The following is a 24149-nucleotide window of genomic DNA, read 5'->3' as shown; positions in this document are numbered from 1 at the left end:
ATGTGCCTGCGGGTGTAGATGAGTCACGCTCAGGTGTTGCGGCACTGGCTAAGCTCGACACATGGAACCCGTGTACGCCTCTGTGATCACAACCGCGCGACTGTTGTGGCTGGCCGAAGGCCTGAAGTTCGAGATCTCCGGCGTCGAGAACGTCCCGAAGAGCGGGCCGGGCGTGGTTGCGCTCAATCACACGGGCTACATGGACTTCACCTACGCGGGCATCCCGGCGTATCTCCAGGGCAAGCGGTACGTGCGGTTCATGGCGAAGAAAGAGGTCTTCGACAACAAGGTCTCGGGGCCGATCATGCGGGCGCTCAAGCACATCCCGGTCGACCGGGCCAATGGCGCCGACAGCTATCACCAGGCAGTCGAGTACCTCAAGCAGGGCGAGCTGGTCGGGGTATATCCGGAGGCGACGATCAGCCGGAGTTTCGAGCTCAAGGACTTCAAGAACGGTGCCGCGCGCATGGCACTCGAGTCCGGGGCGCCGCTGCTCCCGACGGTGATCTGGGGGGCGCAGCGCGTCTGGACCAAGGGATACCCCAAGCAACTGGGCCGCACGGGCTACAAGATCATGGTCGGCGTGGCCGAGCCGATCGAGCCCGTCGGCGACCCTGACACCTTGACCGCGCAGTTGCACAAGTCGATGGGCGAGAAGCTGCTCGAACTACAGGACGCCTACGGTGAGCACCCCAAGGGCGAGTTCTGGGTGCCCGCGCGACTGGGAGGTTCGGCGCCGACGCTGGAGGAAGCCAACCGCCTGGACGCCGAGGAGAAGGCTGCCCGGGACGCGCGCAGGGCGGCGCGTGACGAGTCGTCGCCGGAGTAGGCACCCCGAGTGGTTGCCCTCAGGTGGGCGGCGGCCTGCCCGATAGGCTGGACGGGTGAGTTCTGAGTCGAGAGGTGACAACGGCGACTCGTCGCGTCGGGAGCCGGTCTTCCGTGTTCTCGAACTGATCGCCACCGGAATCGTCCGCGGCCAGAAGATGGACCTCCGATTCGACGGTCTCGACAACATCCCCGCCGACGGCGGTGCGGTCCTGGTGATCAACCACACGAGCTACGTCGACTTCCTGCCCGCGGCGTACGGCGTGTACCAGGCGGGGCGTCGAACGCGGTTCATGATCAAGTCCGAGATGATGGATATCGCCATCATGCGGTTCTTGATCACCCTCACCCGCTCCGTGCCCGTTGATCGATCGCAAGGTGTCGAAGCCTTTCGGGGCGCGGTCTCGTCGCTGCGAGAGGGTCGGATCGTCGCGGTGTATCCGGAGGCGACGATCAGTCGCAGCTTTGAGCTCAAGGACTTCAAGACCGGTGCGGTGCGCATGGCCGCAGAGGCAGGAGTGCCGTTGATTCCGACCATCGTCTGGGGAGCGCAGCGACAGTGGACCAAGGGTGGCACACGTGACATGGGGCGCAGTCGGATTCCGGTGCGCGTGCGCTACGGCAGTCCGATAACGGTTGCGGCCGCGAGTAATCCGGAGCAGGAGACATCGCGATTACGAGACGTGATGCGCGAGCAACTCCTGCGTGTTCAGCACGATTACGGATCGCACCCGGAGGGTGAGTTCTGGGTGCCCCACCGACTCGGTGGTTCGGCACCCACACCCGAGGAGGCTGCGGTCATCGAGAAGGACGAAGCCGAGCGCAAGGCTGCTGCCCGCGAGCGAAAGGCCAATGGTGAGTGACGCATCCGCAGCGTCGACCGGCGAGAGCACAGTCGGATTCGACGGCCCGCCGACACTGATTGCCAGCGACGTCGACGGCACCCTGATCGACGACCAGAACACGGTGTCGCCCTTCACGATCGGCGTACTCGGGGCAGCGTGTGATGCCGGCACCGAGTTCGTCCTGGCGACGGGCAGGCCACCTCGTTGGATCGCCGAGATCACCGACCAATTCCCGGGTTCCGCGGTCAACGTGCGATATGCGGTATGCGCCAACGGTGCGATCATCTACGACATCGCGAACGACAAGATCGTGTATTCGGCTCTGCTGCAAACCGATCGGCTCGCGGTGCTCCGCGAGGTGATCGCGCGGTGTCTTCCCGACGCCGGGGTTGCCGGAGAACGGGTCGGCTCGTCGGAATTCGACGCTGCGACACCGCCCTTCGTGGCGACCGCGGGTTATCGACACGCGTGGCTCAACCCCGACCACATCGAGGTAGGCGACGACGAGGTCTACTCGGAGCCGGTGGTGAAACTGCTTGTGCGACAGCCCGATCTGGCCAGTGGTGAGATGGCGCGGCGACTTCTGCCGGAGGTCGACGGCATCGCGCAGGTCACCTTCTCCACCGACAACGGACTGATCGAGCTCTCGGTGCCCGACACGCACAAGGCGTCGGGTCTCGACAAACTGATCGACCTCGCAGGGCTTTCGGGCGAGCGCACCGTGGCGTTCGGTGACATGCCGAACGACGTCGAGATGCTCACCTGGGCCGGGCACGGGGTTGCGATGGGACACGCGCATCCGGCTGCGATCGCCGCCGCCGACGAAGTCACGGTCGGCAACAACGAGGACGGCGTCGCGCGGGTGCTCGCGCGGTGGTTCGGGTAGAACCACCGTGCGAGCTGAGGAGTTTTAGGCGAGTCCGAGCGCGAACGCCCCGACGAAAGCGCGCACCGCGTCGGAGTTCGGTGGGTGGAAGCTGCCCGCGCGTACGTCGCGGTAGAGCCGCTCCAACTCGTTACGACGATGCAGCGCACCGGCTCCCGCGATCTCGAGCGCAAGGTCGGTGACTTGTCGGCCGACCCGGGTGCTGTTCTCCTTTGCGGCGAACAGCCGTAGGAGGGCACGGTCGCCGAGATCCTCACCGGCGGTGAGCGACTTGGTGAGGTCGTCCAGTGCGCCGGTCACGGCTTCGAGTGCCAGTTCGGCCTCCGCGACGTGATACTGCGTGAACGGCTTGTGGGCGACGGTTTCACCGTCGAGGCTGAGCGCGCTGCGCGACGTCGCCGAGGCGATCGCGAGATCGAGTGCGCGGCGGGCGATTCCGACGTAGATGTTGCCGAGTGCCGGAAGTACCCACGGGAAGATGCCCGCGACGTATCCGGTGGGTTGCTCGCCGAGTTCGACGACGCCGACGGTGCGTTCGTGCGGAACGAAGACGTTGTCGAGCAGAGTGTCGTGGCTTGCTGTTGCCCGCACACTCAGGGTGTCCCAGGTCTCGACGGTGGTGACGCCTTCTCCGCGAGGAATGAAGGTGTGCACGATCTTTGGGTGTTCGGGGTCGGAGTTGTCGCGGGCGTGCACGCCGAGCCAATCCCACGCCGGTGACAGCGAGGTGAAGATCTTTCGGCCGGTGATGCGGTAACCACCCTCGACCGGAGTCGCGATGGTCGTCGAATCGTCGATGACGAGGTCGTTGCCGGGTTCGCCGTGTCCGGCGGCGATGACCTTGCCCGCCGCGACCTCGTCGGCAAGCCAGGAGACATCCGAATTGCCCTGTGCCAGTTGATCGGTGATCGGGCCGACCCAGTACAGGTGCATGTTGATCCCGAGCGCGGTGGCAGGTGCGAACGTGGCCAGGCGGCGCTGCTCGGCGTTGAGCTGGTGCAGCGTCAGGCCGAGGCCGCCGCGTTCGACCGGCAGCGTTGCGCGCAGGTAGCCGAGTTCGGAGAGGTCGGCGAGGTCGTCGGCGAAGAAGGTGTTGTCGCGATCATGGGCGACGGCGCGCTCGCGGAAGCGTTCGAGGGTGTCCTCGGGGATCACCCATTCGGTGGTGGTCGGTTGAATTGTTGTCTCTGTCATGGCGTTTCCCTTATGGAGTTGCGGCTGTTGTGTTTTCGGCGGTGGAGTTTCCGCTGTGGCGGTGTTGGGCGGTGGGTGTCAGTCGAAGAACTGGTCGTCGGGGCGTACCTGCAGCGCGATGCTGAACCGGTTCGCCGCGGCGAAGGCTGCGACGACCTGGATCGCCTCGTAGATTGCGGCGTCGTCGAGTCCGAGGTCGCGCAGCGCGTCGAGGTCGTCGTCGGAGACTTCCCCCGGGCGGACCGAGAGCGTGGCCGCGAAGTCGGCGAGTGTGCGCTGGCGGGCGGTGAGTTCACGGACCTCGCGGTAGTCGACGGCGATTCGGGTGCCGAGCTTCTTGTCGCCGAGTGCATCGCCGAGGCTCACGGCGTGATTGAGACGGCAATAGGAGCAACCGTTTTCGGCAGAACTGACTGTGGCGATCAGTTCACGGTCGGCGTAGGGGAGCAGGCCGGCGTTGGGGTCGAGCAGTCCGAGGATGTATTCGTTGAACCGCGCGGCGTGTGCGCCACCGAGCGCGAACGCGCGCACCCAGTTGGGGATGTAGCCCAATTGACGCTCGATGGAACGGATCTGGCGTTGAAGATCGTCGGGCAGGTCGTCGATCTCGGGCACCGTGAGGCGCGAGATCTGGGTCTCGGGAGCGACGTCGAGCGTGTTTGTCATGAGGTGTCCCCTGAAGGTGGAAGTCGGTGCGGTTCTGATGCCGGTGAATCGTCGATCTGCGTGATGCCGTGCGGCAGACGGGCCCGCGGTGGTGCGTCGAACGATAGGAAGCGTCGCGAGCGACCGACAGGTTAAGAACTGCGGCGATCCGAAAGTTGGGCACGCCCAGTGGGCTTTACGGAGCGCCCAGTCGGCCGTACGGAACGCCCAGTCGGCCGTACGGAGCGCCCAGGCGGCGTGGATGCGCGCGTGGTCGGGGCGAGGAGGCCGTCCAACTCGTGACGCGGTTGTTATGCCCTGAGGTTGGTATTTGGAAGAAGAATCACTATGGTCACATACGTCCCATTAGTCACATCTGTAACAGGCCTCGATGGGGAGAGTCTGACCAACTGCGCGCTGGAGGTGCGGACAGCCGTGAAACTCCGACTGTCGAATCCGTTCGTCTCCCGGGCGCGTCCGGGGAGTCGACGTCGTCGAACATCGTCTGCGGTCGTCTGTGCCGTTGCCCCTGCGCTGCTGGTGGGAGGGGTCATCGCGGGCGACGGCTTCTCTGCGCGATCCGACATCGGTCTCGTGGCCGACCCCGGCGTGGTCCTGATCGGACACGGGCACGGTCACGGCCGTGGCATGGGCCAGTGGGGTGCATACGGGTACGCCAAGAAGGGCTGGTCGTCGTCGAAGATCCTGCAGCACTTCTACGGCGGGACGACGCTGAGCAAGGCCGACCGCCCCGACATCACCGTCGGGCTGAGCAAACAGTCCGCGGTCAACGTCCGCGCTGACGCAGGTGCGCGTGTGGGCAGTGTGCAGGTGCAGCCGGGGCAGGCTGTCAGCATCTCGGGTGGAACCGCGACCATCACCAACGGCTGTGGCGGCGGCGCGGTGCAATCGGTGCCCGCGACCTTCGTCGATCCGATCAACCCGGCGACCAATCGCCCCGGTGGCGAGTTGCTGAAGTTCTGCGGATCGAACGCGGCGTATCGCGGTTCGCTCGGGCTCGACGGCGGACGCGTGGTCAACAAACTGAACCTCGACGACTACGTCAAGGGTGTGATCGCCAAGGAGAGCATTCCGAGCTGGGGCGACTCGGGCGGCATGGAAGCGCTCAAGGCGCAGGCCGTCGTCGCGCGGAGCTACGCGCTCTCGGCCATCGCGGGCGGCAAGAAGATCGACGACACGCAGAACTCCCAGATGTACGGCGGAGTCGCGGGTGAGGACCCGCGCACCAATCGTGCGGCCGACGCGACCGCGGGACAGATCCTGCGGCAGAACGGCCAGCCGGCGTTCACGGAATTCTCCGCGTCGACCGGTGGTTACACCGCGGGTGGACGTTTCCCGGCCGTCGTCGACGAGGGCGATTCGATTGCGCCGGAACACAATTGGACTGCCAACGTGAGTGGGTCGAGCATCGCGTCCGCTTTCGGGGTCGGTGCGCTGCGTAGTTTCGAGGTGATCGAGGCCAACGGGCTCGGGCCGGAGAACGGTCGCGCCTTGCGGGTCCGCGTCTCCGGCTCGGGCGGCACCGTCGAGGCGACCGGCGAGGACGTTCGGACCAAGCTTCAGCTCAAGTCGTCGTGGTTCTCGGTGAAGGGCCAGACGAGTAAGCCGAAGATCGTGACCCCGCCGACGGGGCCGGGTGCTGGCGCCGGGTTGGGTTCTGCTGATCTCGGCTCGCTGATCCCCGACTCGCTGACCGGACTGGCCGACAACCTCGTGCCCGGGTCGTCGAAGCTCCTGGGCATCGCGACCGACGCGCTCAACGGCAAGCTCGGCGATCTCGGTGGCGTCACCGGGCCGCTCGGCCAGGCGGTCGGCGTCCCGACGCTGACGCCCGACGGCGCCGGGGTCACGCAGCTCTTCCAGAAGGGCATGATGTTCTTCAGCCAGCCGACCGGCGCCCACGCGCTCGCGGGCAAAGGGCTGGCCGACTTCCAGCAGCGCGGCGGCGTCCCCGTGCTCGGCTTCCCGCGCGCCGACCGGCTGCGCTGAGCGGTCGGGTCGGGCCGGCCGCGGTCAATCAGTGCGGCGGCCCGATCGCTGTGGCGTCGAGCCAACCGCCCGAGCCGACGACCCCCGAGCCGACGACCCGGCCCGACTACTCCGGGCCGGCGTCGACGACCTGGGCGGCGATGTCGACGAGTTTGGTGTTCGAGTCCTGGGAGAGCCGCGCGAGGAGGCTGAACGCCTGGTCGGGGCTGAGTCGGTACCGTTCCATCAGCATGCCCTTGGCCTGGCCGATCAGGTCGCGTGAACTGAGCGCCGTGCGGAGCTGCTCCTTCTCGCGCACCGCCGAGAACGCAGTCGCGGTGTGGGCGGCGAACAACTGGCCGAGGGCCCGCGCCTCGTCGTCGAAGGCGTTCGGAACAGTGCTGTGCAGGTTGAGTGCGCCGCGTTCTTCGCCCGCGATGTAGAGGCAGAAGCACGCCATCGACCCGATGCCGAGGTCGGCGGCCGCTGCGCAGAACGTCGGCCAACGCGTTTCTCGACGCATGTCGTCGATCCAGATCGTGGTGTCGTCGGTGGCCGAGCGGATGCACGGTCCCTCGCCGAGTTCCTGTTGAAGCGCGTCCGATTGTGCCGCGATCTCGCCGATCATCACCGGCGTCTCGATCCGGCCTTCGGTGACGATGGTGATGCTGGCGTAGTCCGAGCCGATCGCCTCGGCGGCGGCCTTGGTGAACAGGCGCAGCAGCATGTCGCTGTCGGTGCTCTCCGACTGCAGTTGCGCGACAATGCGAGCGATCTCCGAACTCTTCTGTGCGATCTCAGTGCCCGTCCACGTGGTCGGTGCGTCTGTCCGCGAGGTGAGGTCAGTCAACGGTTACTCCTTCGGCAAGGCATCCACACAGCACTTCGTCACAGGCGCACATTTGGTGCTGTGCGGAGACGTTTGGCCGCGACCTTTCAGCCGAAAACATACTCCGTACCCCGGAGGAGATGCGACGTGATCGAGCTGCCGAGAATGGGCTGTGGGTTGTCGTCCGCGTTGCGGGGACGCTTCTGCTCCGCGAAGGATCGCGCAGCGGCATTCTTCACGGCCATCACGATCGGCGAGACGCCGATGGTTTGCACACGGTGCCACGGCACATTCGCGTCGCCGGGATGTGCCCAGTACCAGAGCCAGATCGGGTACATCCACAGTTGGATACCGCGTGGTTTTGCGACACGCATGGCGGCCTGGCCGACGGCTTCGTGATCGGCCTCGCCGTCGTGATCCCAGACGGCCAAGAGGCCGTTTCGGGCGCCCGGCCGGTCGTCGAGGGCGTCGGTGATCATCGCGTCGAGCCGGTCGGGGTACTGCTCGAGGGTTCCCGAGTGGAGGCCGCCCCACCGCGGGAGGTCAAGGCCGAGCAGCATCGACGCGGCATCGAGTTCGAGGTGTCGACGGTTTGCCAGTTGCTCCGGCGATCCGGGGTGGGTCGCATGGCCGTCGGAGGCGCAGATCGTGACCACCTCGATGCCGTTCGCCGCCGCGGCATGCACGAGGCCACCGGCCCCCAGGATCTCGTCGTCGGGATGAGCTGCGACGACGACGAGGCGATCGATGTCGAAGGCAACCTGTGGCCAGCTCTGCGAAGCCAGCCAGGTCAGCCACTCCGGTTCCGGGGTGCCGAACGACTGCGGTGGCTGACTGTGCGTCGGCGCGGGAAAGAACCGGGTCATCGGCGTGCGGGGCGGAATCGGGACGTCAGACGTCGAAGAACTACGCAGAGAGACTGGTGGGGTGATGTGCTGGGAGGTCATTGGCGGACTCCTCGGGGAGTTGCGCAATCCGCGGTACTCGAACAGCGGTACACAAACTGCGTCGCACAGTCTTCGGTGAGCCGTTTTCTACAGCCCGATGTATTGATTATACCGGCCCTGGCCAGCCTTAATTGTGTGCTCGGGGCACATCACGTCCGAATAGGGGACTCGCGACGTCGTCTCAGGGTGTTCGCGCGTGTCGACCACCTCGACCCTGCGTGCGTCGACGACGCTGCCCCCGCGTGTGTGGACGACTCCCCTGCGTGTGTGGATAGCACCGTTGTCGGGTCCGTTACCCTGAACACCCGTGGCCACCAATAGCACCGTCGTGTCGAACTCCGCCTTCGATCTGATCATCGTCGGATCCGGGTTCTTCGGTCTCACCATCGCCGAGCGCGCGGCGACCCAGCTCGACAAGCGGGTTCTGGTGGTCGAGCGCAGGTCGCACATCGGCGGGAACGCTTATTCGGAGGCCGAGCCCGAAACCGGTATCGAGGTGCACAAATACGGCGCCCACCTGTTCCACACGTCGAACAAGAAGGTGTGGGACTACGTCAATCAGTTCACCGACTTCACGGGCTACCAGCACCGGGTGTTCGCGCTGCACGACGGCCAGGCGTACCAGTTCCCGATGGGACTGGGCCTGGTGTCGCAGTTCTTCGGCCGGTACTACAGCCCCGATGAGGCGCGCGCGCTGATCGCCGAGCAGTCCAGCGAGATCGACACGAAGGACGCCAAGAACCTCGAGGAGAAGGCGATCAGCCTGATCGGGCGCCCGCTCTACGAGGCGTTCATCAAGGCGTACACGGCCAAGCAGTGGCAGACCGACCCCAAGAACCTGCCCGCGTCGAACATCACGCGGCTGCCCGTGCGCTACACCTTCGACAACCGCTACTTCAACGACACCTACGAAGGGTTGCCGGTCGACGGGTACACCGCGTGGCTGGAGAACATGGCGGCCGACGAGCGCATCGAGGTGCGCACCGACACCGACTGGTTCGCCATCCGCGACGAGATCCGCGCCGCCAACCCCGACGCACCGGTCGTCTACACCGGCCCGCTCGACCGGTACTTCGACTACTCGGCGGGACGCCTGGGATGGCGCACCCTCGACTTCGAGACCGAGGTGCTGGCAACCGGCGACTTCCAGGGCACCCCGGTGATGAACTACAACGACGCCGACGTCCCGTTCACGCGTATCCACGAGTTCCGCCACTTCCACCCCGAGCGCAAGAACTATCCGACGGACAAGACCGTCATCATGCGCGAGTTCAGCCGATTCGCCAACGACGACGACGAGCCGTACTACCCCATCAACACCCCGGAGGACCGCGACAAGCTCGCCGCCTACCGGGAGCTTGCCAAGACCGAGACCGCAGACGCCAAGGTGTTGTTCGGCGGCCGGTTGGGCACCTACCAATACCTGGACATGCACATGGCGATCGCGAGTGCGCTCACCATGTTCGAGAACACGCTGGCGCCGCACCTGAGTGACGGTGCGCCGCTGGCGGAGGCGGAGTAGATGAGTGTGACTGTTTCCAACGAAACGACGTCTGTCGAGACGATCGAGACCACCGGGGCGCAGCCGGCGACGGCGCCGAGCGTTCCCGAGTCGAAGGCCGTCGAACTACTGCAGCGGGTCATCTTCCCGCGGCCGGGTGAGCCCATCGACGTGCGCTCGCTCTATCAGGTGGAGTCCGACAACAACACTCGTCGTGCCCACGCGCCGACCAGGACGTCTGTGCTTCTCGCAGGCGAGTCGGAGGTCAGCTTCGAGACCTACTTCAACGCGTTCGCGGCGTCGTATTGGCGACGCTGGTCGGTCCTGAAGTCGGTTGTGCTGCGCGTCGAGGTCCGCGGCACGTGCCGCGTGGACCTCTACCGCTCCAAGGTCGACGGTTCGCGCATTGGAATCGGCGGCGACCTGGTGCCCACCGACGAACATGGTTACGGCGTCATCGAATTCGAGCTCGACCTCGGGCCATTCGAGGACGGCGGATGGATCTGGTTCGACGTCACCACCGACACCGACACCGAAATCGTCTCGGCGGGTTGGTATTCGGCGGTTGCAGCGGCTACAGGCCCGGAGACCAAGCGCGTCACCGTCGGCATCCCGACCTTCAACCGGCCGACGGACGCGGTCAATGCACTGGCCGCGCTCACGTCGGATCCGTTGGTGGACGCGGTGATCGACGCCGTGCTCATGCCCGACCAGGGCACGCGCAACGTCGTCGACGAGCCCGGCTACGAGGAAGCTTCCGCAGCGCTCGGCGATCGGTTGCACATCTTCGACCAGGGCAACCTCGGCGGCTCGGGCGGCTACGCGCGCATCATGTACGAGGCGCTGCGGCTCACCGACAGCCCGTACATCCTCTACATGGACGACGACATCGCGATCGAGCCGGATTCCATCCTGCGCGCGCTCGCGATGTCGCGATTTGCCAAGTCGCCCATGCTCGTTGGCGGTCAGATGCTCAACCTGCAGGACCGCAGTCACCTGCACTCGATGGGTGAGGTGATCAATCACCACAACTTCATGTGGACGGCCGCGCCCTTCGTCGAGTACGACCACGACTTCGCGCAGTACCCGTTGCGCGACAGGGAGAATTCCAAGAACCTGCATCGTCGGATCGACGTCGAGGGCAACGGCTGGTGGATGTGCATGATCCCGCGTGAATGCGCGGAGCAGATCGGCCTACCGATGCCGTTGTTCATCAAGTGGGACGACTGGGAGTACGCCCTGCGTGCCGCGAAAGCGGGCTACCCGACGGCGACGATCCCGGGAATCGCCATCTGGCACATGGCCTGGAGTGACAAGGACGACGCCATCGACTGGCAGGCGTACTTCCACCTTCGCAACCGGCTCGTCGTCGCCTCGATCCACCACGACGGTCCGATCAAGGGGATTCTGCAGTCGATGGTCAAGGCGACTGCCAAACATCTTCTGAGCCTTGAATATTCGACGGTGGCGATTCAGAACGAAGCGATCCGCGACTTCCTCGCGGGACCGGATCACATCCGCGACCTGTTGCCGACAGCGCTTCCCAAGATCGCGGAGATGCGTAAGCAGTACCCCGACGCGGTCGTGTTGCCCTCGGCGACCGAACTGCCTCGAACCAGCGGGGAGGCAACGCATCTCGGTGTCAATGTGCCGACCAATCCGGTGAGCAAGATCAAGGCGCTCGCGGCGTCGGTGGTCAACAACCTGCGCCCGGCAGACCCTCGTCATCACGAGGTGCCGCAAGCCAACTACCCGCCCATCGAGGCGCGGTGGTTCTCGCTCGGGCGGGTCGACGGTGTCACGGTCACCACGGCGGATGGTCGGGGAGTGGTGTATCGCCAGCGAGACCGCGACAAGATGATCGCGCTCGCACGCGAATCCGCTGCCCTGGTGCGTGAACTCAACGAGAGGTTTCCTGAGATGGCGCAGCGCTACCGCGCCGCTCATCAGGACTTGACCAGTAAGGAGAGCTGGGCGGGTGTCTTCGGAATCGAATGATCGGGACGTCGCGGAACGCGACGAGTCGTCGAACGATGCAGTCAGTCGCGGCGAGAGCCGCGAGGTCGACGCGCTGATCGCCATCCAGGATGCGCTCTACGACCGACCCGGTGTGCTCCCGACAGCGCGGGCTCTCTCGCATTTCGGAGAGCATTCGCTCGGTTGGCTGGCCATCTCGGGACTCGGGTACGCCGCCGCTCGTCGTCGGGGCGACGCCACGGCGCAACGTCGATGGGTCGAGGCCGGAGTCGGAGCATTCGGGACGCACGCGGCGTCGGTGATCATCAAACGCATCGTCCGACGCCCCCGGCCGCACGACCCCAGAATCCGGATCGGGGTGTCGACGCCGAGCAAGTTGAGCTTCCCGTCGTCGCACGCGACGTCGACAACTGCGGCGTCGATTCTGATCGGTCGGGCCGCCGGTTTGCCGCCCTACCTGCTACCGGCACTTCTGGTGCCACCTATGCTCACCTCGCGGCTTGTGCTCGGGGTTCACTATCCGAGCGACGTCGCCGCGGGAGCCGCACTCGGCGCGCTGGGTGCTGGAGCCGTCATCGGTGCTGACACGCTGTTCGAGCAGGCATCACGCACGGCTGCAGGGCATCCGCGTGCCACGCGCACCGCGCGTGTGGCGGCCCGAGCGGGTGCACTTGCACTGGTGCCCGGGCAGACCGCACGGACCGCTGCCGCGTGGGCGATCAGGAACCGAGGAGAGGCATGAGCGAGGAGCCCATCGAGCACGGCAAGAAGGTCGGCCCGCCGAAGAACCGGGTCGACGGCCTGATCAAGGCGCTCCGCCCACGCCAGTGGGTGAAGAACGTCCTGGTGCTGGCAGCTCCGCTCGCCGCGGGCAGCATCACCGATGCACACGTGCTCGGCCGCGCGGGTATCGCCTTCGTGGCGTTCTGTCTCGCGGCGTCGTGCATCTACCTGATCAACGACGCGATCGACGTCGAATCCGATCGCAACCACCCGACCAAGCGTTATCGGCCGATCGCCGCCGGCGTGGTGCCGGTCAAGCTCGCGTACGTACTCGCGGTGGTGCTCGGTGTGGCGTCGCTGCTGATCGCCTATTCGGCGAACTGGCAGACCGCGGTGGTCATCGCGATCTACCTGGTGATCCAGCTCGGTTACTGTTTCGGGCTCAAGAACCAGCCGGTCATCGACATCTGCATCGTCTCGTCCGGCTTCCTGCTGCGCGCGATCGCCGGTGGTACCGCGACCGACATCAAACTGTCGCAGTGGTTCCTGCTGGTCATGGCCTTCGGATCGCTGTTCATGGCAGCGGGCAAGCGTTACGCCGAGCTGGTTCTCGCCGAGCGAACCGGCGCAAAGATCCGCAAATCGCTGCAGTACTACACCACGAGTTACCTGCGTTTCGTGTGGACGCTGTCGGCGACGCTCGTCGTCGCGTTCTACGGCCTGTGGGCGTTCGACAAGAACTCCGGGCACGACACCAACGTGTGGTACGCCATCTCGATGGTGCCGTTCACCATCGCGATTCTGCGCTATGCCGTCGTCGTCGACGGCGGTACCGCGGGCGAACCCGAAGAGATCGCCTTCGGCGACCGCATTCTGCAGATCCTGGCGCTGGCATGGATCGTCTGTGTTGGTGTCGCGGTCTATGTCGTCTGACGTTCGTGACGAGCCCGCTCGCGCGGGGCGACACAGACTTCGAGAGATCCCCGGCACCGCGGACTCCTATGACGACGCCGACCGAGCCGTGGGCACCGACGTCACGATGGTGATCCCCGTCATCGGTGAGCGGTCTGGTGCCGCCGATCCGGAAACCGGTCCCGTCGGCGAGGACACCGGAGCTGATGTCGGCTCTGATGACGTCGGCCCCGATGACGTCCGCACTGACGACAAGGTCGACGACGAGAGTGACAAGGCCGTCGACGGTGCGGCCGCCGGCCCCCCGCCGGGAGCGGGGCGTCGGCGATTTCTGTCGTCGTGGGGGCCGCGTGAGTGGACGGCGACGGTCAGTTTCCTGATCGGGGCCATCGGGGTCGCAACCTTCTTCGCGATCGGTGCGTGGCAGCGTCGCTGGATCGCCGACGACGGTCTGATCGTGCTGCGCACGCTGCGAAACCTCTTCGCAGGCAACGGACCGGTGTTCAATGCGGGCGAGCGAGTCGAGGCGAACACGTCGACGGCGTGGACCTACCTGCTGTGGTTCTGGGCATGGGTGACCGACGGTCAGCTCGAGTACGTCGCCCTGTGGGTCGCACTGGTGCTCTCGGTATCTGCGATCCCGATCGCGATGTACGGCACGGCGCGACTGCTCGGACCGCGCATCACCGGTCCCGCTGCAACCGGGATCACGCTGCTGCTGCCGCTGGGAGCGATCATCTATATCGCGATCCCACCCGCGCGTGACTTTGCCACGAGCGGCCTGGAAAACGGGCTGTGCATCTTCTGGGTCGCGGTGCTCTGGTGTCTGCTGATCGCCTGGTCCCGAAGACGGTCCGGTGGTGCCGCTCCGGAGGGCGCGCAGAGAAACGCGGGATACCGAGGAGCAGCGGCGACGCTGTTCCTCGCGTTCTGGGCGGGTCTCGCGCCGCTGATCCGGCCAGAACTCGCCGTGGTCGGCGGAATCGCCTTGCTGTTGGTCTTCCTGGCGCCGCTGACGTGGAAGATGCGTGTCGGCGTTGTGCTGTGTGCCGCGGTGTTGCCGGTTGGCTATCAGATCTTCCGGATGGGCTACTACGCACTGCTCATTCCCAACCCTGCCGTCGCGAAGGATGCGAGCGGGTCCAAGTGGCATCAGGGTTTCGTCTATCTCGGCAACCTCTTCGGGCCGTACACGCTTGTCCTTCCGGTCGTCCTCGCGATCGTTGCGGGAGTCCTGATCGTCGTGGGCATCCGGATGAACCGCACGGCCACACGAGACGACTCGAGCGCCGCGGCGTCGTCAAAGGACACGTCGAAGGACACAGAACGCCCGACGGTCCGCGAGCGACTGTCACGATGGTCGCGCAATCTGCAGACTCCGACGACCGTCACGGTGGCCATCGTGGTCGCGGGATTCGTGGTCGGCGTCTACTGGCTGCGCCAGGGTGGCGACTTCATGCACGGCCGTGTGTTGCTGACGCCGATGTTCACGATCCTGCTCCCGGTCATGGTCATACCGCTCTCGCTGCCCGCTGTTGCCGATGTCCGCGCGGCCTTCGGACGCGGCGTCGACGCGGTGAAGGACCGGGGTCGGCGCCGACGCGTGATGGTGCAACTCGGCGGTGCGACCGTGATGGCTGCGCTGTGGATCACGACGCTCGTCTGGGCGATCGTCTGCCATGAGAAGGTGCTGCCCAACGCCGGCATCGACATCGGACGCAGCGGCATCGTCGACGAGCGTCGGTTCTACGTCACCAACATGGGCAACGAAAACCCGGTCACCGCAGCCGACTACCTCGACTACCCACGCATGCGTGCCATGGTCGAGCGGATCGACGAGTACCGGACGCAGGGTGGAGTGATCCTGCCGTCGAACAACTACGACGAGTGGTACGTGGCCAAGCTGCCGGACAACACCCCGCAGTCAGAGCGCAAGGCGACCGTCTACTTCCTCAATCTCGGGATGACGAGCATGAACGCTCCGCTCGACGTCCGCGTGATCGATCAGATGGGACTCGCGTACCCGATCGCCGCACACACCGAACGCCTCGAGGACGGTCGCATCGGGCACGACAAGAACCTGCCCGCCGAGTGGGTCATCGCGGAGTCCGGCGCCTATCCCAAATGGCCGGTGCTGCCGGGCTTCCTCGACGAGGACATGGTTGCGCAGGCGAAGGAAGCGCTGACGTGTTCGCAGACCGTCGATCGGATCGAGTCGTATAAGGACACGTGGTCCTTCGAGCGTTTCAAGAAGAATTTGCCGCAGTCGTTCGGCTTCTCCGACTACCGCATTCAGCGCAACCCGGAGTACGAACTCCAGCGCTGCGGACTGCCCGTTCCGCCCCGCATGCACCCGAGATGAGCGTCACAATCTGGACAAATCACCCAACGATCTGTGCAGGTCAGACACCTTAAGGGTGGCTAAGTGCATGACAGATTTGTCCTGTTATGTATCGGATAGGTAACGTCGGAGCCTGATAAAGCGATGAGAGATAAGACCGAGCGGTATTGGTCGATCGGCACCACGTCGACGTCGTAAGACGGTCCATGTGGCGACGGTCACACTGATTGTCAGTGTGTTGGACTATGCAATAGGCTCCCGAGTCGTTGTGCATTGCACCGGATTCGGTGTGTATTGCACTCGCAGAGTGTGTCTCGCACAGGTCGTGCGGAGGCCGCATGTGACGGGTGGGAACGTAGTCCAGGGGTAGCCAAGCCGGTCGGGTTGATATCGCGCACGTAACGATCTGGTGCCTGGTGTGTCCTGTGGGGCGCATGGGGACTGGTAACAGAGGAGAGTTTGGTCGATGGGAGTAGCGGTGAGGTCGGGAGCGATGACGCCCGGGAAACGCGGTGGATTCCGGATGCGTAGCCGGTTGGTTGCGGTGACAGTCGCGCTGATGACGATCGCGGGTCTCGCGTCGGTCATCACGGGCGCAGGTACCGCAGATGCACGTGTCAACGGAACCCCCGCAGGCAAGAGCGAGTGGTGGATCGACGCCTGCGGCATGCCGACCAACGGTGCCTTCGGCAACAAGTCGATGGCTCCCGGCAAGGTCAAGGTGCGCTCCTGGTTCAAGCCGGGCAACACCCGCACCGTGATCCTTCTCGACGGGATGCGCGCCCAGTACGACTTCTCGGGCTGGGAAATCAACACCAACGTCCAGGAGCTGGTCAACCGCGGCGTCAACGTCGTCGAGCCGATCGGCGGACCTGCCAGCTTCTACACCAACTGGAACGCGCCGAGTAACTTCAACGGCCAGCAGCGTCGTTACATGTGGGAGTGCGTGATCCAGAACCGCCTCGCGCCGGCTCTGCGCCAGAAGGGCTTCAAGGGCAAGGGCGGCAAGTACGCCATCATGGGCATCTCGTCCGGTGGTAACGCGGCTCTGGTTCTCGCTGCCAAGCGCCCCGATCTCTACTACGCGGCAGGCTCGCTCTCGGGCTACGACTTCCTGAGCGCGCCGGGCATGCACACCATGCTTCGACTGGCCATGCTCGACGTCGATCCCAAGCCGTGGAACGTCGACGCCATGTGGGGTCCCCCGTGGGATCAGCGTTGGTACGACAACGACCCGTTCATGCTGATCAACCGCATGCATCACCTCAAGGTCTTCACCGGATCGGGCAACGGACTCTTCGGCCGCTACAACGCGCTGCCGAACGTCTTCGACGACCTGTTCAAGGGTTCGACGCTCGAGGTGCTGGCGCTGGCACAGCGCAAGGCATTCGAGGTCGCAGCCTTCACGCAGGGCATCAACCTGATGACCTACGACGCCAATGGCACCCACGCGTGGGGCTACTGGCAGGACATGGTGTGGAGCGCCTACCAGCGAGGCTTCTTCCGCTGATCTGATCAGTAACGCTCTACTCGTACGCGACCCCGACCGGGACTCCCGGTCGGGGTCGCGTCGTTTGTGGCCGACCTCGAATTTGTGGCCGACCTCGATAGCGCCACGTCGACTGACCCCATCTGCATCACAAGTCACAGAAATCTCATCCGCCTCAGCGCGTCGCGCGTGGATTCATCGTCGGGACAGGGTAAGAAACACCTGAGGCAAAATGTGGCTAGTGGGATGTGTGTGATTTCTGAGGTGTGCGTAGACGCGTACACAGCGGAGTTCCGCCCCACCGGTGCGAAGGAGTGGGAATCGAATGCGTCGAGCGGTACGCGCTGATCGCGCGAAGGGGGATCGGGTGACGAACGAGCAGGGGTGGCGACGAGGACGTCGGATCACGCGTTTCGCAGCCACGGTGTCGGCGACGATCGCCGTGGCAGTCGGTGTGACGATGGCGGGCCAGGCGTCGGCGCCTGCTGATCCGCCCGCCGCGCCCCCTGCCAACCCGGCAGCGCCGGCTCAACCCGCAGCGCCAGCCCAACCCGCAGCGCCGGCGCCCGCTCAGCCTGCGCCGCCCGCGGCAGCACCCGCGCAGCCTGCAGCGGCGCCCGCTCAGCCCGCACGCGTCACGAAAGTGTTCTGGTACACCGACCGCCGCGTCGCGCTGTGGGTGCACTCGCCCGCGATGAACACCGACATCCAGGTGCAGATCCTGCTGGCGCGTGACTGGTGGGCGCGCCCGGACGCCAAGTTCCCGCAACTGACGATGCTCGACGGCCTGCGTGCGCAGGACGACCAGAGTGGGTGGGTCCTGAACACCAACATCGTCGACTTCTACAAGGACAAGAACGTCAACGTCGTTCTCCCCATCGGCGGTGAGTCGAGCTTCTACACCGACTGGAAGCAGCCCGACCGCGGCAAGACCTACAAGTGGGAGACATTCCTCATCCACGAGCTGCCCCCGATCATCGAAGGCGACTGGCGTTCGACGGACGTCCGCGGCATCGAGGGCCTCTCCATGGGTGGCACCGGCGCGATGATGCTGGCCGCGCGCAATCCGGGCTTCTACAAGTTCGCGGCGTCGTTCTCGGGCATTCTGCAGTTGACGTCGACGGGTATGCCGCAGGCAATCCAGTTCGCTCAGCGCGATGGCGGTGGCTACAACTCGATGAACATGTTCGGACCGCCGAGCGATCCGGCATGGAAGGAGCACGACCCGTTCCTGATCGCCGACAAGCTTCGCGGAACGAGCCTCTACGTCTCGTCGGGCAACGGACTCGTCGGACCACACGACAAGCCGTCGGATATCCCGCTGCTCGCCACGAACTACTCGGGCGTCGGTCTGGAACTGCTCAGCCGCGTCACGTCGCAACAGTTCGCGATCAAGCTCAACCAGCTCGGCATCCCGGGGCAGGCGGTGTACCGACCGTCCGGAACCCACACCTGGGCCTACTGGGAGTTCGAGATGGCGCAGGCGTGGCCGCAGGCTGCGGCGGCGCTCGGACTCGGCGGCGACAAGGTCGCGTGCCGTGCGTCGGCGGCGTTCAAGAAGGTCGCAGACGCCAACAAACTGGGCGGCTGCCTCACCCCCGAGTACGCGGTACCGGGTGGACGCGCACAGGACTTCTACAAGGGTCGCGTGATCACGGGTCCCAAGGGGCCCAAGGAGGTCGCGGGCGCGATCGGTGGGGCATACGCCTCGATCGGCGGTCCCGGCGGCAAACTGGGTCTGCCGACCAGCGACGAACTGCCAACCAGGGACGGCAAGGGACGCTTCAACACGTTCGAGCGCGGCAAGATTTCCTGGACCGCCAATGGCGGGACGGTCATCGGTAAATGACCGCGCGCAGCCTCACCCGGTGCCGAGTGTGTTCGATTGATCGGCACAGCCTCGGCGCCGGGTGTGGGTGCGCTGAGATCTCGCTGAGGAATCGCGGCGTTTTCGCAGGTGACGTCGTTGTGGTGGTCTGTGACGTCTTGCGTTCGGAGTAGCCTGGCACGGTGCCGACAACGACCGGTCGGGTTGTGATGAGGAAGTGATGATGAGGAAGTTCTTCGGGTTGGGTGTGATGGTGGCGGGACTCGCTCTGGCAGGCGGATTGACCGCGTGCTCGGACGACTCGACAGCAAGTGCTCCGATCACGAGTGACCCCGTCACGACGACGTCGATGTACTCGTCTCCGTCGTCGTCGGCCGCGAAGTCGTCGGAATCAGAGATCGAGTCGTCGAAAGCCGCGTCGGACGGCACCAAGGTGTCGGGTTCGACGACGCTGCCCGCGACCGCACCGAACAGCGGCACCAAGGTGCCGGAGAACTTTCCCGGCCCCGGCGGCGAGCCGGTGAGCAACAAGGGCAAGAAGTACCTGCAGGCGCTCAAGGACCAGAACATCAGCTTCGCAGGCGACTCCGACAACTCCGTCGCGCTCAACAGCGCCGAGTACGTCTGTGCGCAGCAGTCCAAGGGAGCCGATCCGACGACCGTGAAGGCTTTCGTGACCGCGATGATCGGCCCGAGTTCGAAGAACGTCGCAGAGGCGAACTCGAAGGCGGACAAGGTCATCAAAGCCGCACGTGACAATTACTGCTAGGTGACGGCCAAGCGAGGTGCCACCGGTCGACGTAAGGGTCGTCGACTCGGTCGTATTGCACTGCTCCTAGCCCTTCTCGCCGTCATCGCGATCGTGTTGATCGTGATCTTGGTGATCACTCTGCTCAAACCCGGACCGCCGAGTATTCCCGGCGGCGAGGGGCCGTCGACCAGCGCTCCACCGTCGCCCGGACGTCCGGAGGCGCAGTCCGCCGACTGTCCGGACGTGTTGACGCTGGTCATACCGGGTACGTGGGAATCGTCGGCCGACGACGACCCGATGAATCCGACGGCCAACAAGGCGTCGCTGATGCGACGGGTGTCCACGGCGCTGCAGAACGAGTACCCGACCTCGCGCACCGAGGTCTACACCGTTCCCTACATCGCGCAATTCCGTAACCCGACCAATCTCAACGACCGCCAGGTCGACTACAACGTGTCCCGACAGCAGGGCTACAACCGCGCTGCGGCAAAACTGCGTGACACCAACAAGAAGTGTCCGCTGACGCGCTACGTGATCATGGGCTTCTCGCAAGGTGCGGTCATCGGAGGCGACCTCGCGAGCAACATCGGCAACGGTCGCGGCCCGATCGCCGCGTCGGATCAGGACCTGGTGCTCGGCGTCGGGCTCATCGCCGACGGCCGACGCGAGAAGGGGCAGCAGAACGACATCGGCCCCGCACCCGACGGTGTAGGTGCCGAGGTCGCGCTCAGCGGGATAGGCAAGCTCGTGCCGGGGATCACGATGACCGGACCGCGAAGCGGTGGGTTCGGCGATCTCCGAGACCGCGTCCAATCTATCTGTGCGCCAGGCGATCTCATCTGCGATTCGCCGACCGTCGCCAATCCGGTCGCTGCGGTCGGTCAGCTCGCGGGCGCGATCAACAATCCCGTTCACGCCATGTACGCGACCAAGCGCTACTGGCAGCTCGACGGCGTCAGCGCCACGCAGTGGATGTACGGCTGGTCGAACAAAGTGATCGCCGACGCCCCGCGTCCCGCACACAACTGACGTAGATCCGACGTCGCGCCCGTCACGCGGCGTCGGATCGTCGCGTTCGCAGTCATGCCCGCGCTCGACTAGGTCGTATGTCCCGTCGAGCCGTGTTTGGGCAGCGCCGTCGACCTGCATTACCGTTGGACGGTCGGGCATATACGCCCACCAGACCAACCGGCAACGCGACCGGTAACCGCAGTGATGCGTGAGGAGAAGCAGGCGACGATGAGTGACCCCGGTGAACTGCGCAAGTTCCGGTTCGGAGCCGGCGGCGAGGGCAACAAGGACGAGGGCGGAGCCCGCAAGTTCGTGAAGCTGGCGCAGACCGCGGAAGAGTACGGCTACGACACGTTCGCGGTACCCGACCACCTGGGCAACCAGGTCGGACCGCTCGCAGCCCTCGGAGCGCTCAGCCAGGCGACGAGCACCATCCGTCTCGGAACCTCCGTGCTCGCCAACGGCTTCCGTCATCCGGCGATCCTGGCCAAGGAGGCCAACACGATCGACGTCCTGAGCAAGGGCCGACTCGAGCTCGGCATCGGCGCGGGATGGATGAAGGAAGAGTTCGACAAGGCGGGGATCGAGTTCGAGTCGCCGGGTGTGCGCATCAGGAAGCTCGACGAATCGCTGACCATCCTGGACAAGCTGATGCGCGGCGAGACCGTCGACTTCGACGGCGAGTTCTATCAGATCCACGGCCTCGAGGGCAGTCCTCGGCCTCGTCAGGGACCGCGACCGCCGATCGCAGTCGGCGGCGGCGGACCGAAGATGCTCGCCCTGGCCGCCAAGCACGCCGACATCATCTCCGTCGCCCCGGGCACCACGCCCGACGGCAAGATGAAGCTGTCGGACATGACGATCGAGAGGACGGCGGCGCGCGTCGACCGCATCCGCGAGGTCGCGGGCGACCGGTTCGCCGACATCGAGCTCAACTGGACCATCGCGGTCATCGTCATCACCGACGACCGCGAGGCCACTGCGGAAATGGCACTCAAGGCGCTTGCGCAGGGGTACCCGCCTAACATTGCCCACGACACCGAGTTCACCGTCGACGACGTGTTGACGTCGCCCTATATCGCGATCGGATCGTTCGAGGAGATCGCCGACCAGATCCGCGAGGTGCGTCGACGCACGACGATGTCGTACGTGGGCGTCTTCCCCACTCAGATGGATGCGTTTGCGCCTGTGCTTGCACAATTGAAGGGGGAGTAACATCATCGACGGCCCATTTCGCATTCGTCGGAATGGGCTGACGTGAATTCGCCTGCGAATGACTCTCGGGATGTGTCGGAATTCCGACGTCGTAAAGGTGCAATCCACCAAAAGCCAAGAATTCGGGTGAGTAGCCGAGTGTGGGCTACCGTGTCACGCGTTATAGATGCGGACGCGACGCCCAAAAGACGTGGTACCTGCGGGGAGTGCCACGACACCGCGCCGACGAGGCGCACGGACGTGGCGTCCCACAAGGGGGCCACAGGAGTAATGGATGCTGAACACAGAATTTGAGCAGTTCCTCGATGAGAGCGGCAACCTGCATTTCAACGAGGACGCGACGCTGGTCGACTATGTCGAACGGAACGTGCGCGATCAGGCTGACACGCTGGCGTACCGCTTCATCGACTACAGCCGCGAACGCGACGGCGAGGCGCAAGACCTCACCTGGGCGCAGTTCGGTAAGCGACTGCGCGCGGTCGCCGCACGGCTGCAGCAGGTCACCAAGCCCGGTGATCGAGTCGCGATTCTTGCTCCGCAATCGCTGGAGTACGTGATCGGTTTCTTCGCGGCGCTCTACGCGAGCAATATCGCCGTTCCGCTCTTCAGCCCCGACGAGCCGGGCCACACCGATCGCCTGACCGCGGTGCTCGCCGACTGCAAGCCGACGGCAATCCTCACCTCGACCAAGTCGGCCGAGGCCGTACGCGACTTCTTCGCCGGCGTGCCCGCCAAGGAACGTCCCCGCGTGATCGCCGTCGACGCAGTCCCCGACTCCGTCGGATCGAGCTGGGTCGCACCGGTCGCGGGTAAGGACCACAACCGCGACACCGTCGCGTACCTCCAGTACACGTCAGGCTCCACCCGCGTGCCCGCAGGCGTCGAGATCACCTACGAGGCTGTCGCGGCCAACTGCCTGCAGATCTACGACTGCATCGAGATCGACCGCAACGCGCGCGGCGTCACCTGGCTGCCGATGTTCCACGACATGGGTCTGCTCACGGTGATCCTTCCTGCGCTCGGCGGCCGCTACATCACGATCATGAGCCCGCAGGCATTCGTCCGCAGGCCGGGCCGCTGGATCAAGGAACTCGCAGCGGCAAGCGACGGCGCCGAGACATACGCGGCAGCCCCGAACTTCGCCTACGAGCACGCCGCAGCACGCGGTCTGCCCAAGGACGGCGAGCACCTCGACCTGTCGAACGTGATCGGCCTGATCAACGGCTCCGAGCCCGTCACCGTCAGCTCGATGAAGAAGTTCAACGACGCATTCGGTCCGTACGGCCTGCCCAAGACCGCGATCAAGCCCTGCTACGGCATGGCCGAGGCAACGCTGTTCGTCTCCGCGACGCAGCGCAACAACGAGGCCAAGATCGTCTACGTCGACCGCGACGAACTCAACGCCGGACACATGAAGGTCGTCGACCAGCACGCACCCAACGCGGTCGCACAGGTCTCGTGTGGACAGGTCGCGCTGAGCCAGTGGGCCACGATCGTCGACGCCGCTGAATACGACGAGACCGGAAAGGCCGTCGAGAAAGCCGACGGCGAGGTCGGCGAGATCTGGCTGCACGGCCTCAACATCGGAGCCGGCTACTGGAACAAGGCCGACGAGAGCGAGGCGACGTTCCACAACACCGTCGACACGCCGCTCGAACAGGGCAGCCACACCGACGGCGCGCCCGCAGACGCACAGTGGATGCGCACAGGCGACTACGGCGTCTGGCTCGACGGCGAGCTCTACATCACCGGTCGCGTCAAAGACCTCGTGATCGTCGACGGCCGCAATCACTACCCGCAAGACCTCGAGTTCAGCGCACAGGAGGCCAGCACCGCGCTGCGCCCCGGCTTTGTCGCCGCCTTCGCCGTCCCCGCCAACCAGCTGCCGAGCGTCGTCTTCGAGAACGCCGCCAGCGGACTGAAATTCGACGCCGACGACGCGTCGGAGCAGCTGGTCATCGTGGCCGAGCGTGGACCGGGCAAGAAGACCGATCCGCAGGAGATCGCCGACACCGTCCGCGCCGCGGTGGCCCGGCGCCACGGCGTGATGGCCCGCGACGTACTGCTCGTGCCCGCAGGCTCGATTCCCCGCACCAGCAGCGGCAAGATCGCACGCCGCGCCACCAAGACCGCATATGTCGACGGCCGACTCCGCGGCGGATACAAGCAGGATGCGTTTCCCGATTCGGTGTGATTGGGGCCCGCGGCGCAGCTCTTCGTCGGAGGCGGCGTCGTCGG

19 protein-coding genes are annotated in these 24149 nt (G+C 65.3%); 15 read left to right on the top strand and 4 right to left on the bottom strand.

What is annotated here, in order from left to right:
* Nucleotides 1-61 precede the first annotated feature (61 nt).
* Genes ABW18_RS17215 through ABW18_RS17205 form a run of 3 tightly spaced genes read left to right on the top strand, consistent with a single transcriptional unit; the run spans nucleotide 62 to nucleotide 2559 of the window.
* Nucleotides 62-829 carry a lysophospholipid acyltransferase family protein gene (locus ABW18_RS17215; protein ID WP_049700204.1) on the top strand — a complete coding sequence of 256 codons (768 nt, stop codon included), beginning with the start codon at nucleotides 62-64 and terminating at the stop codon, nucleotides 827-829.
* Between the two features lie 55 nt (nucleotides 830-884).
* Entirely contained in the window at nucleotides 885-1691 is an 807-nt protein-coding gene (locus ABW18_RS17210) for a lysophospholipid acyltransferase family protein (protein WP_049700203.1), read from the top strand.
* Entirely contained in the window at nucleotides 1681-2559 is an 879-nt protein-coding gene (locus tag ABW18_RS17205; protein WP_049700202.1) for an HAD family hydrolase, read from the top strand. The genes ABW18_RS17210 and ABW18_RS17205 overlap by 11 nt, the downstream gene beginning before the upstream one ends.
* Nucleotides 2560-2583: 24 nt before the next feature.
* Here the strand turns inward: ABW18_RS17205 and ABW18_RS17200 are convergent, their stop codons facing one another.
* Both ABW18_RS17200 and ABW18_RS17195 read right to left on the bottom strand, forming a co-directional pair.
* Nucleotides 2584-3753, bottom strand: coding sequence for an acyl-CoA dehydrogenase family protein (locus ABW18_RS17200; RefSeq protein WP_049700201.1), 1170 nt, complete (start codon nucleotides 3751-3753; stop codon nucleotides 2584-2586).
* A gap of 78 nt (nucleotides 3754-3831) precedes the next feature.
* On the bottom strand, nucleotides 3832-4419 hold the full coding sequence (locus tag ABW18_RS17195; RefSeq protein ID WP_049700200.1) for a peroxidase-related enzyme: 588 nt from the start codon (nucleotides 4417-4419) through the stop codon (nucleotides 3832-3834).
* Nucleotides 4420-4833: 414 nt separating this feature from the next.
* Between ABW18_RS17195 and ABW18_RS17190 the strand changes: the two genes are divergently transcribed.
* Nucleotides 4834-6408, top strand: a complete 1575-nt coding sequence (locus ABW18_RS17190; protein ID WP_152930125.1) for a SpoIID/LytB domain-containing protein — start codon at nucleotides 4834-4836, stop codon at nucleotides 6406-6408.
* A gap of 106 nt (nucleotides 6409-6514) precedes the next feature.
* On the opposite strand, the gene ABW18_RS17185 is transcribed toward ABW18_RS17190, so the two are convergent.
* Nucleotides 6515-7237, bottom strand: coding sequence for a GAF and ANTAR domain-containing protein (locus tag ABW18_RS17185; protein WP_049700199.1), 723 nt, complete (start codon nucleotides 7235-7237; stop codon nucleotides 6515-6517).
* Nucleotides 7238-7323: 86 nt separating this feature from the next.
* Nucleotides 7324-8163 carry a PIG-L deacetylase family protein gene (locus ABW18_RS17180; protein ID WP_049700198.1) on the bottom strand — a complete coding sequence of 280 codons (840 nt, stop codon included), beginning with the start codon at nucleotides 8161-8163 and terminating at the stop codon, nucleotides 7324-7326.
* Nucleotides 8164-8470: 307 nt separating this feature from the next.
* On the opposite strand from ABW18_RS17180, the gene glf reads away from it, so the two are divergent.
* From glf to fadD32, 11 genes are all read left to right on the top strand, one after another.
* On the top strand, nucleotides 8471-9685 hold the full coding sequence (glf, locus tag ABW18_RS17175) for a UDP-galactopyranose mutase (RefSeq protein WP_049700197.1): 1215 nt from the start codon (nucleotides 8471-8473) through the stop codon (nucleotides 9683-9685).
* Nucleotides 9686-11662 carry a glycosyltransferase gene (locus tag ABW18_RS17170; protein WP_231894229.1) on the top strand — a complete coding sequence of 659 codons (1977 nt, stop codon included), beginning with the start codon at nucleotides 9686-9688 and terminating at the stop codon, nucleotides 11660-11662.
* Complete coding sequence (locus ABW18_RS17165) at nucleotides 11643-12383, top strand: phosphatase PAP2 family protein (protein WP_049700196.1); 741 nt, start codon at nucleotides 11643-11645, stop codon at nucleotides 12381-12383. The genes ABW18_RS17170 and ABW18_RS17165 overlap by 20 nt, the downstream gene beginning before the upstream one ends.
* Nucleotides 12380-13297 (top strand): decaprenyl-phosphate phosphoribosyltransferase, encoded by a 918-nt coding sequence (locus tag ABW18_RS17160; RefSeq protein ID WP_049700195.1) that lies wholly within the window; start codon nucleotides 12380-12382, stop codon nucleotides 13295-13297. The genes ABW18_RS17165 and ABW18_RS17160 overlap by 4 nt, the downstream gene beginning before the upstream one ends.
* The gene (locus ABW18_RS17155; RefSeq protein ID WP_053117511.1) at nucleotides 13287-15638 is read left to right on the top strand and encodes an arabinofuranosyltransferase AftB family protein; all 2352 of its coding nucleotides are present in this window, start codon (nucleotides 13287-13289) and stop codon (nucleotides 15636-15638) included. Before ABW18_RS17160 ends, ABW18_RS17155 begins: the two co-directional genes overlap by 11 nt.
* Nucleotides 15639-16110: 472 nt before the next feature.
* Nucleotides 16111-17127, top strand: a complete 1017-nt coding sequence (locus ABW18_RS17150) for an alpha/beta hydrolase (protein ID WP_049700194.1) — start codon at nucleotides 16111-16113, stop codon at nucleotides 17125-17127.
* A 304-nt stretch (nucleotides 17128-17431) separates the two neighbouring features.
* Nucleotides 17432-18955 carry an alpha/beta hydrolase-fold protein gene (locus tag ABW18_RS17140; RefSeq protein ID WP_420841307.1) on the top strand — a complete coding sequence of 508 codons (1524 nt, stop codon included), beginning with the start codon at nucleotides 17432-17434 and terminating at the stop codon, nucleotides 18953-18955.
* Between the two features lie 202 nt (nucleotides 18956-19157).
* Complete coding sequence (locus ABW18_RS17135) at nucleotides 19158-19703, top strand: DUF732 domain-containing protein (protein WP_049700304.1); 546 nt, start codon at nucleotides 19158-19160, stop codon at nucleotides 19701-19703.
* Entirely contained in the window at nucleotides 19704-20714 is a 1011-nt protein-coding gene (locus ABW18_RS17130; RefSeq protein ID WP_049700192.1) for a cutinase family protein, read from the top strand.
* A 210-nt stretch (nucleotides 20715-20924) separates the two neighbouring features.
* Nucleotides 20925-21911: an LLM class F420-dependent oxidoreductase gene (locus ABW18_RS17125; RefSeq protein WP_152930124.1), complete on the top strand. Its 987-nt coding sequence runs from the start codon at nucleotides 20925-20927 to the stop codon at nucleotides 21909-21911.
* 274 nt (nucleotides 21912-22185) lie between these two features.
* Entirely contained in the window at nucleotides 22186-24105 is a 1920-nt protein-coding gene (gene fadD32, locus ABW18_RS17120) for a long-chain-fatty-acid--AMP ligase FadD32 (protein WP_049700190.1), read from the top strand.
* The last annotated feature ends 44 nt before the right edge of the window (nucleotides 24106-24149 follow it).

Origin of the sequence: Gordonia jacobaea (genome assembly GCF_001186365.1) — a bacterium.
Taxonomy (GTDB): domain Bacteria; phylum Actinomycetota; class Actinomycetes; order Mycobacteriales; family Mycobacteriaceae; genus Gordonia; species Gordonia jacobaea.
The sequence above is the reverse complement of the archived record's forward strand: the minus strand, read 5'-3'. Positions and strand labels throughout refer to the sequence as shown.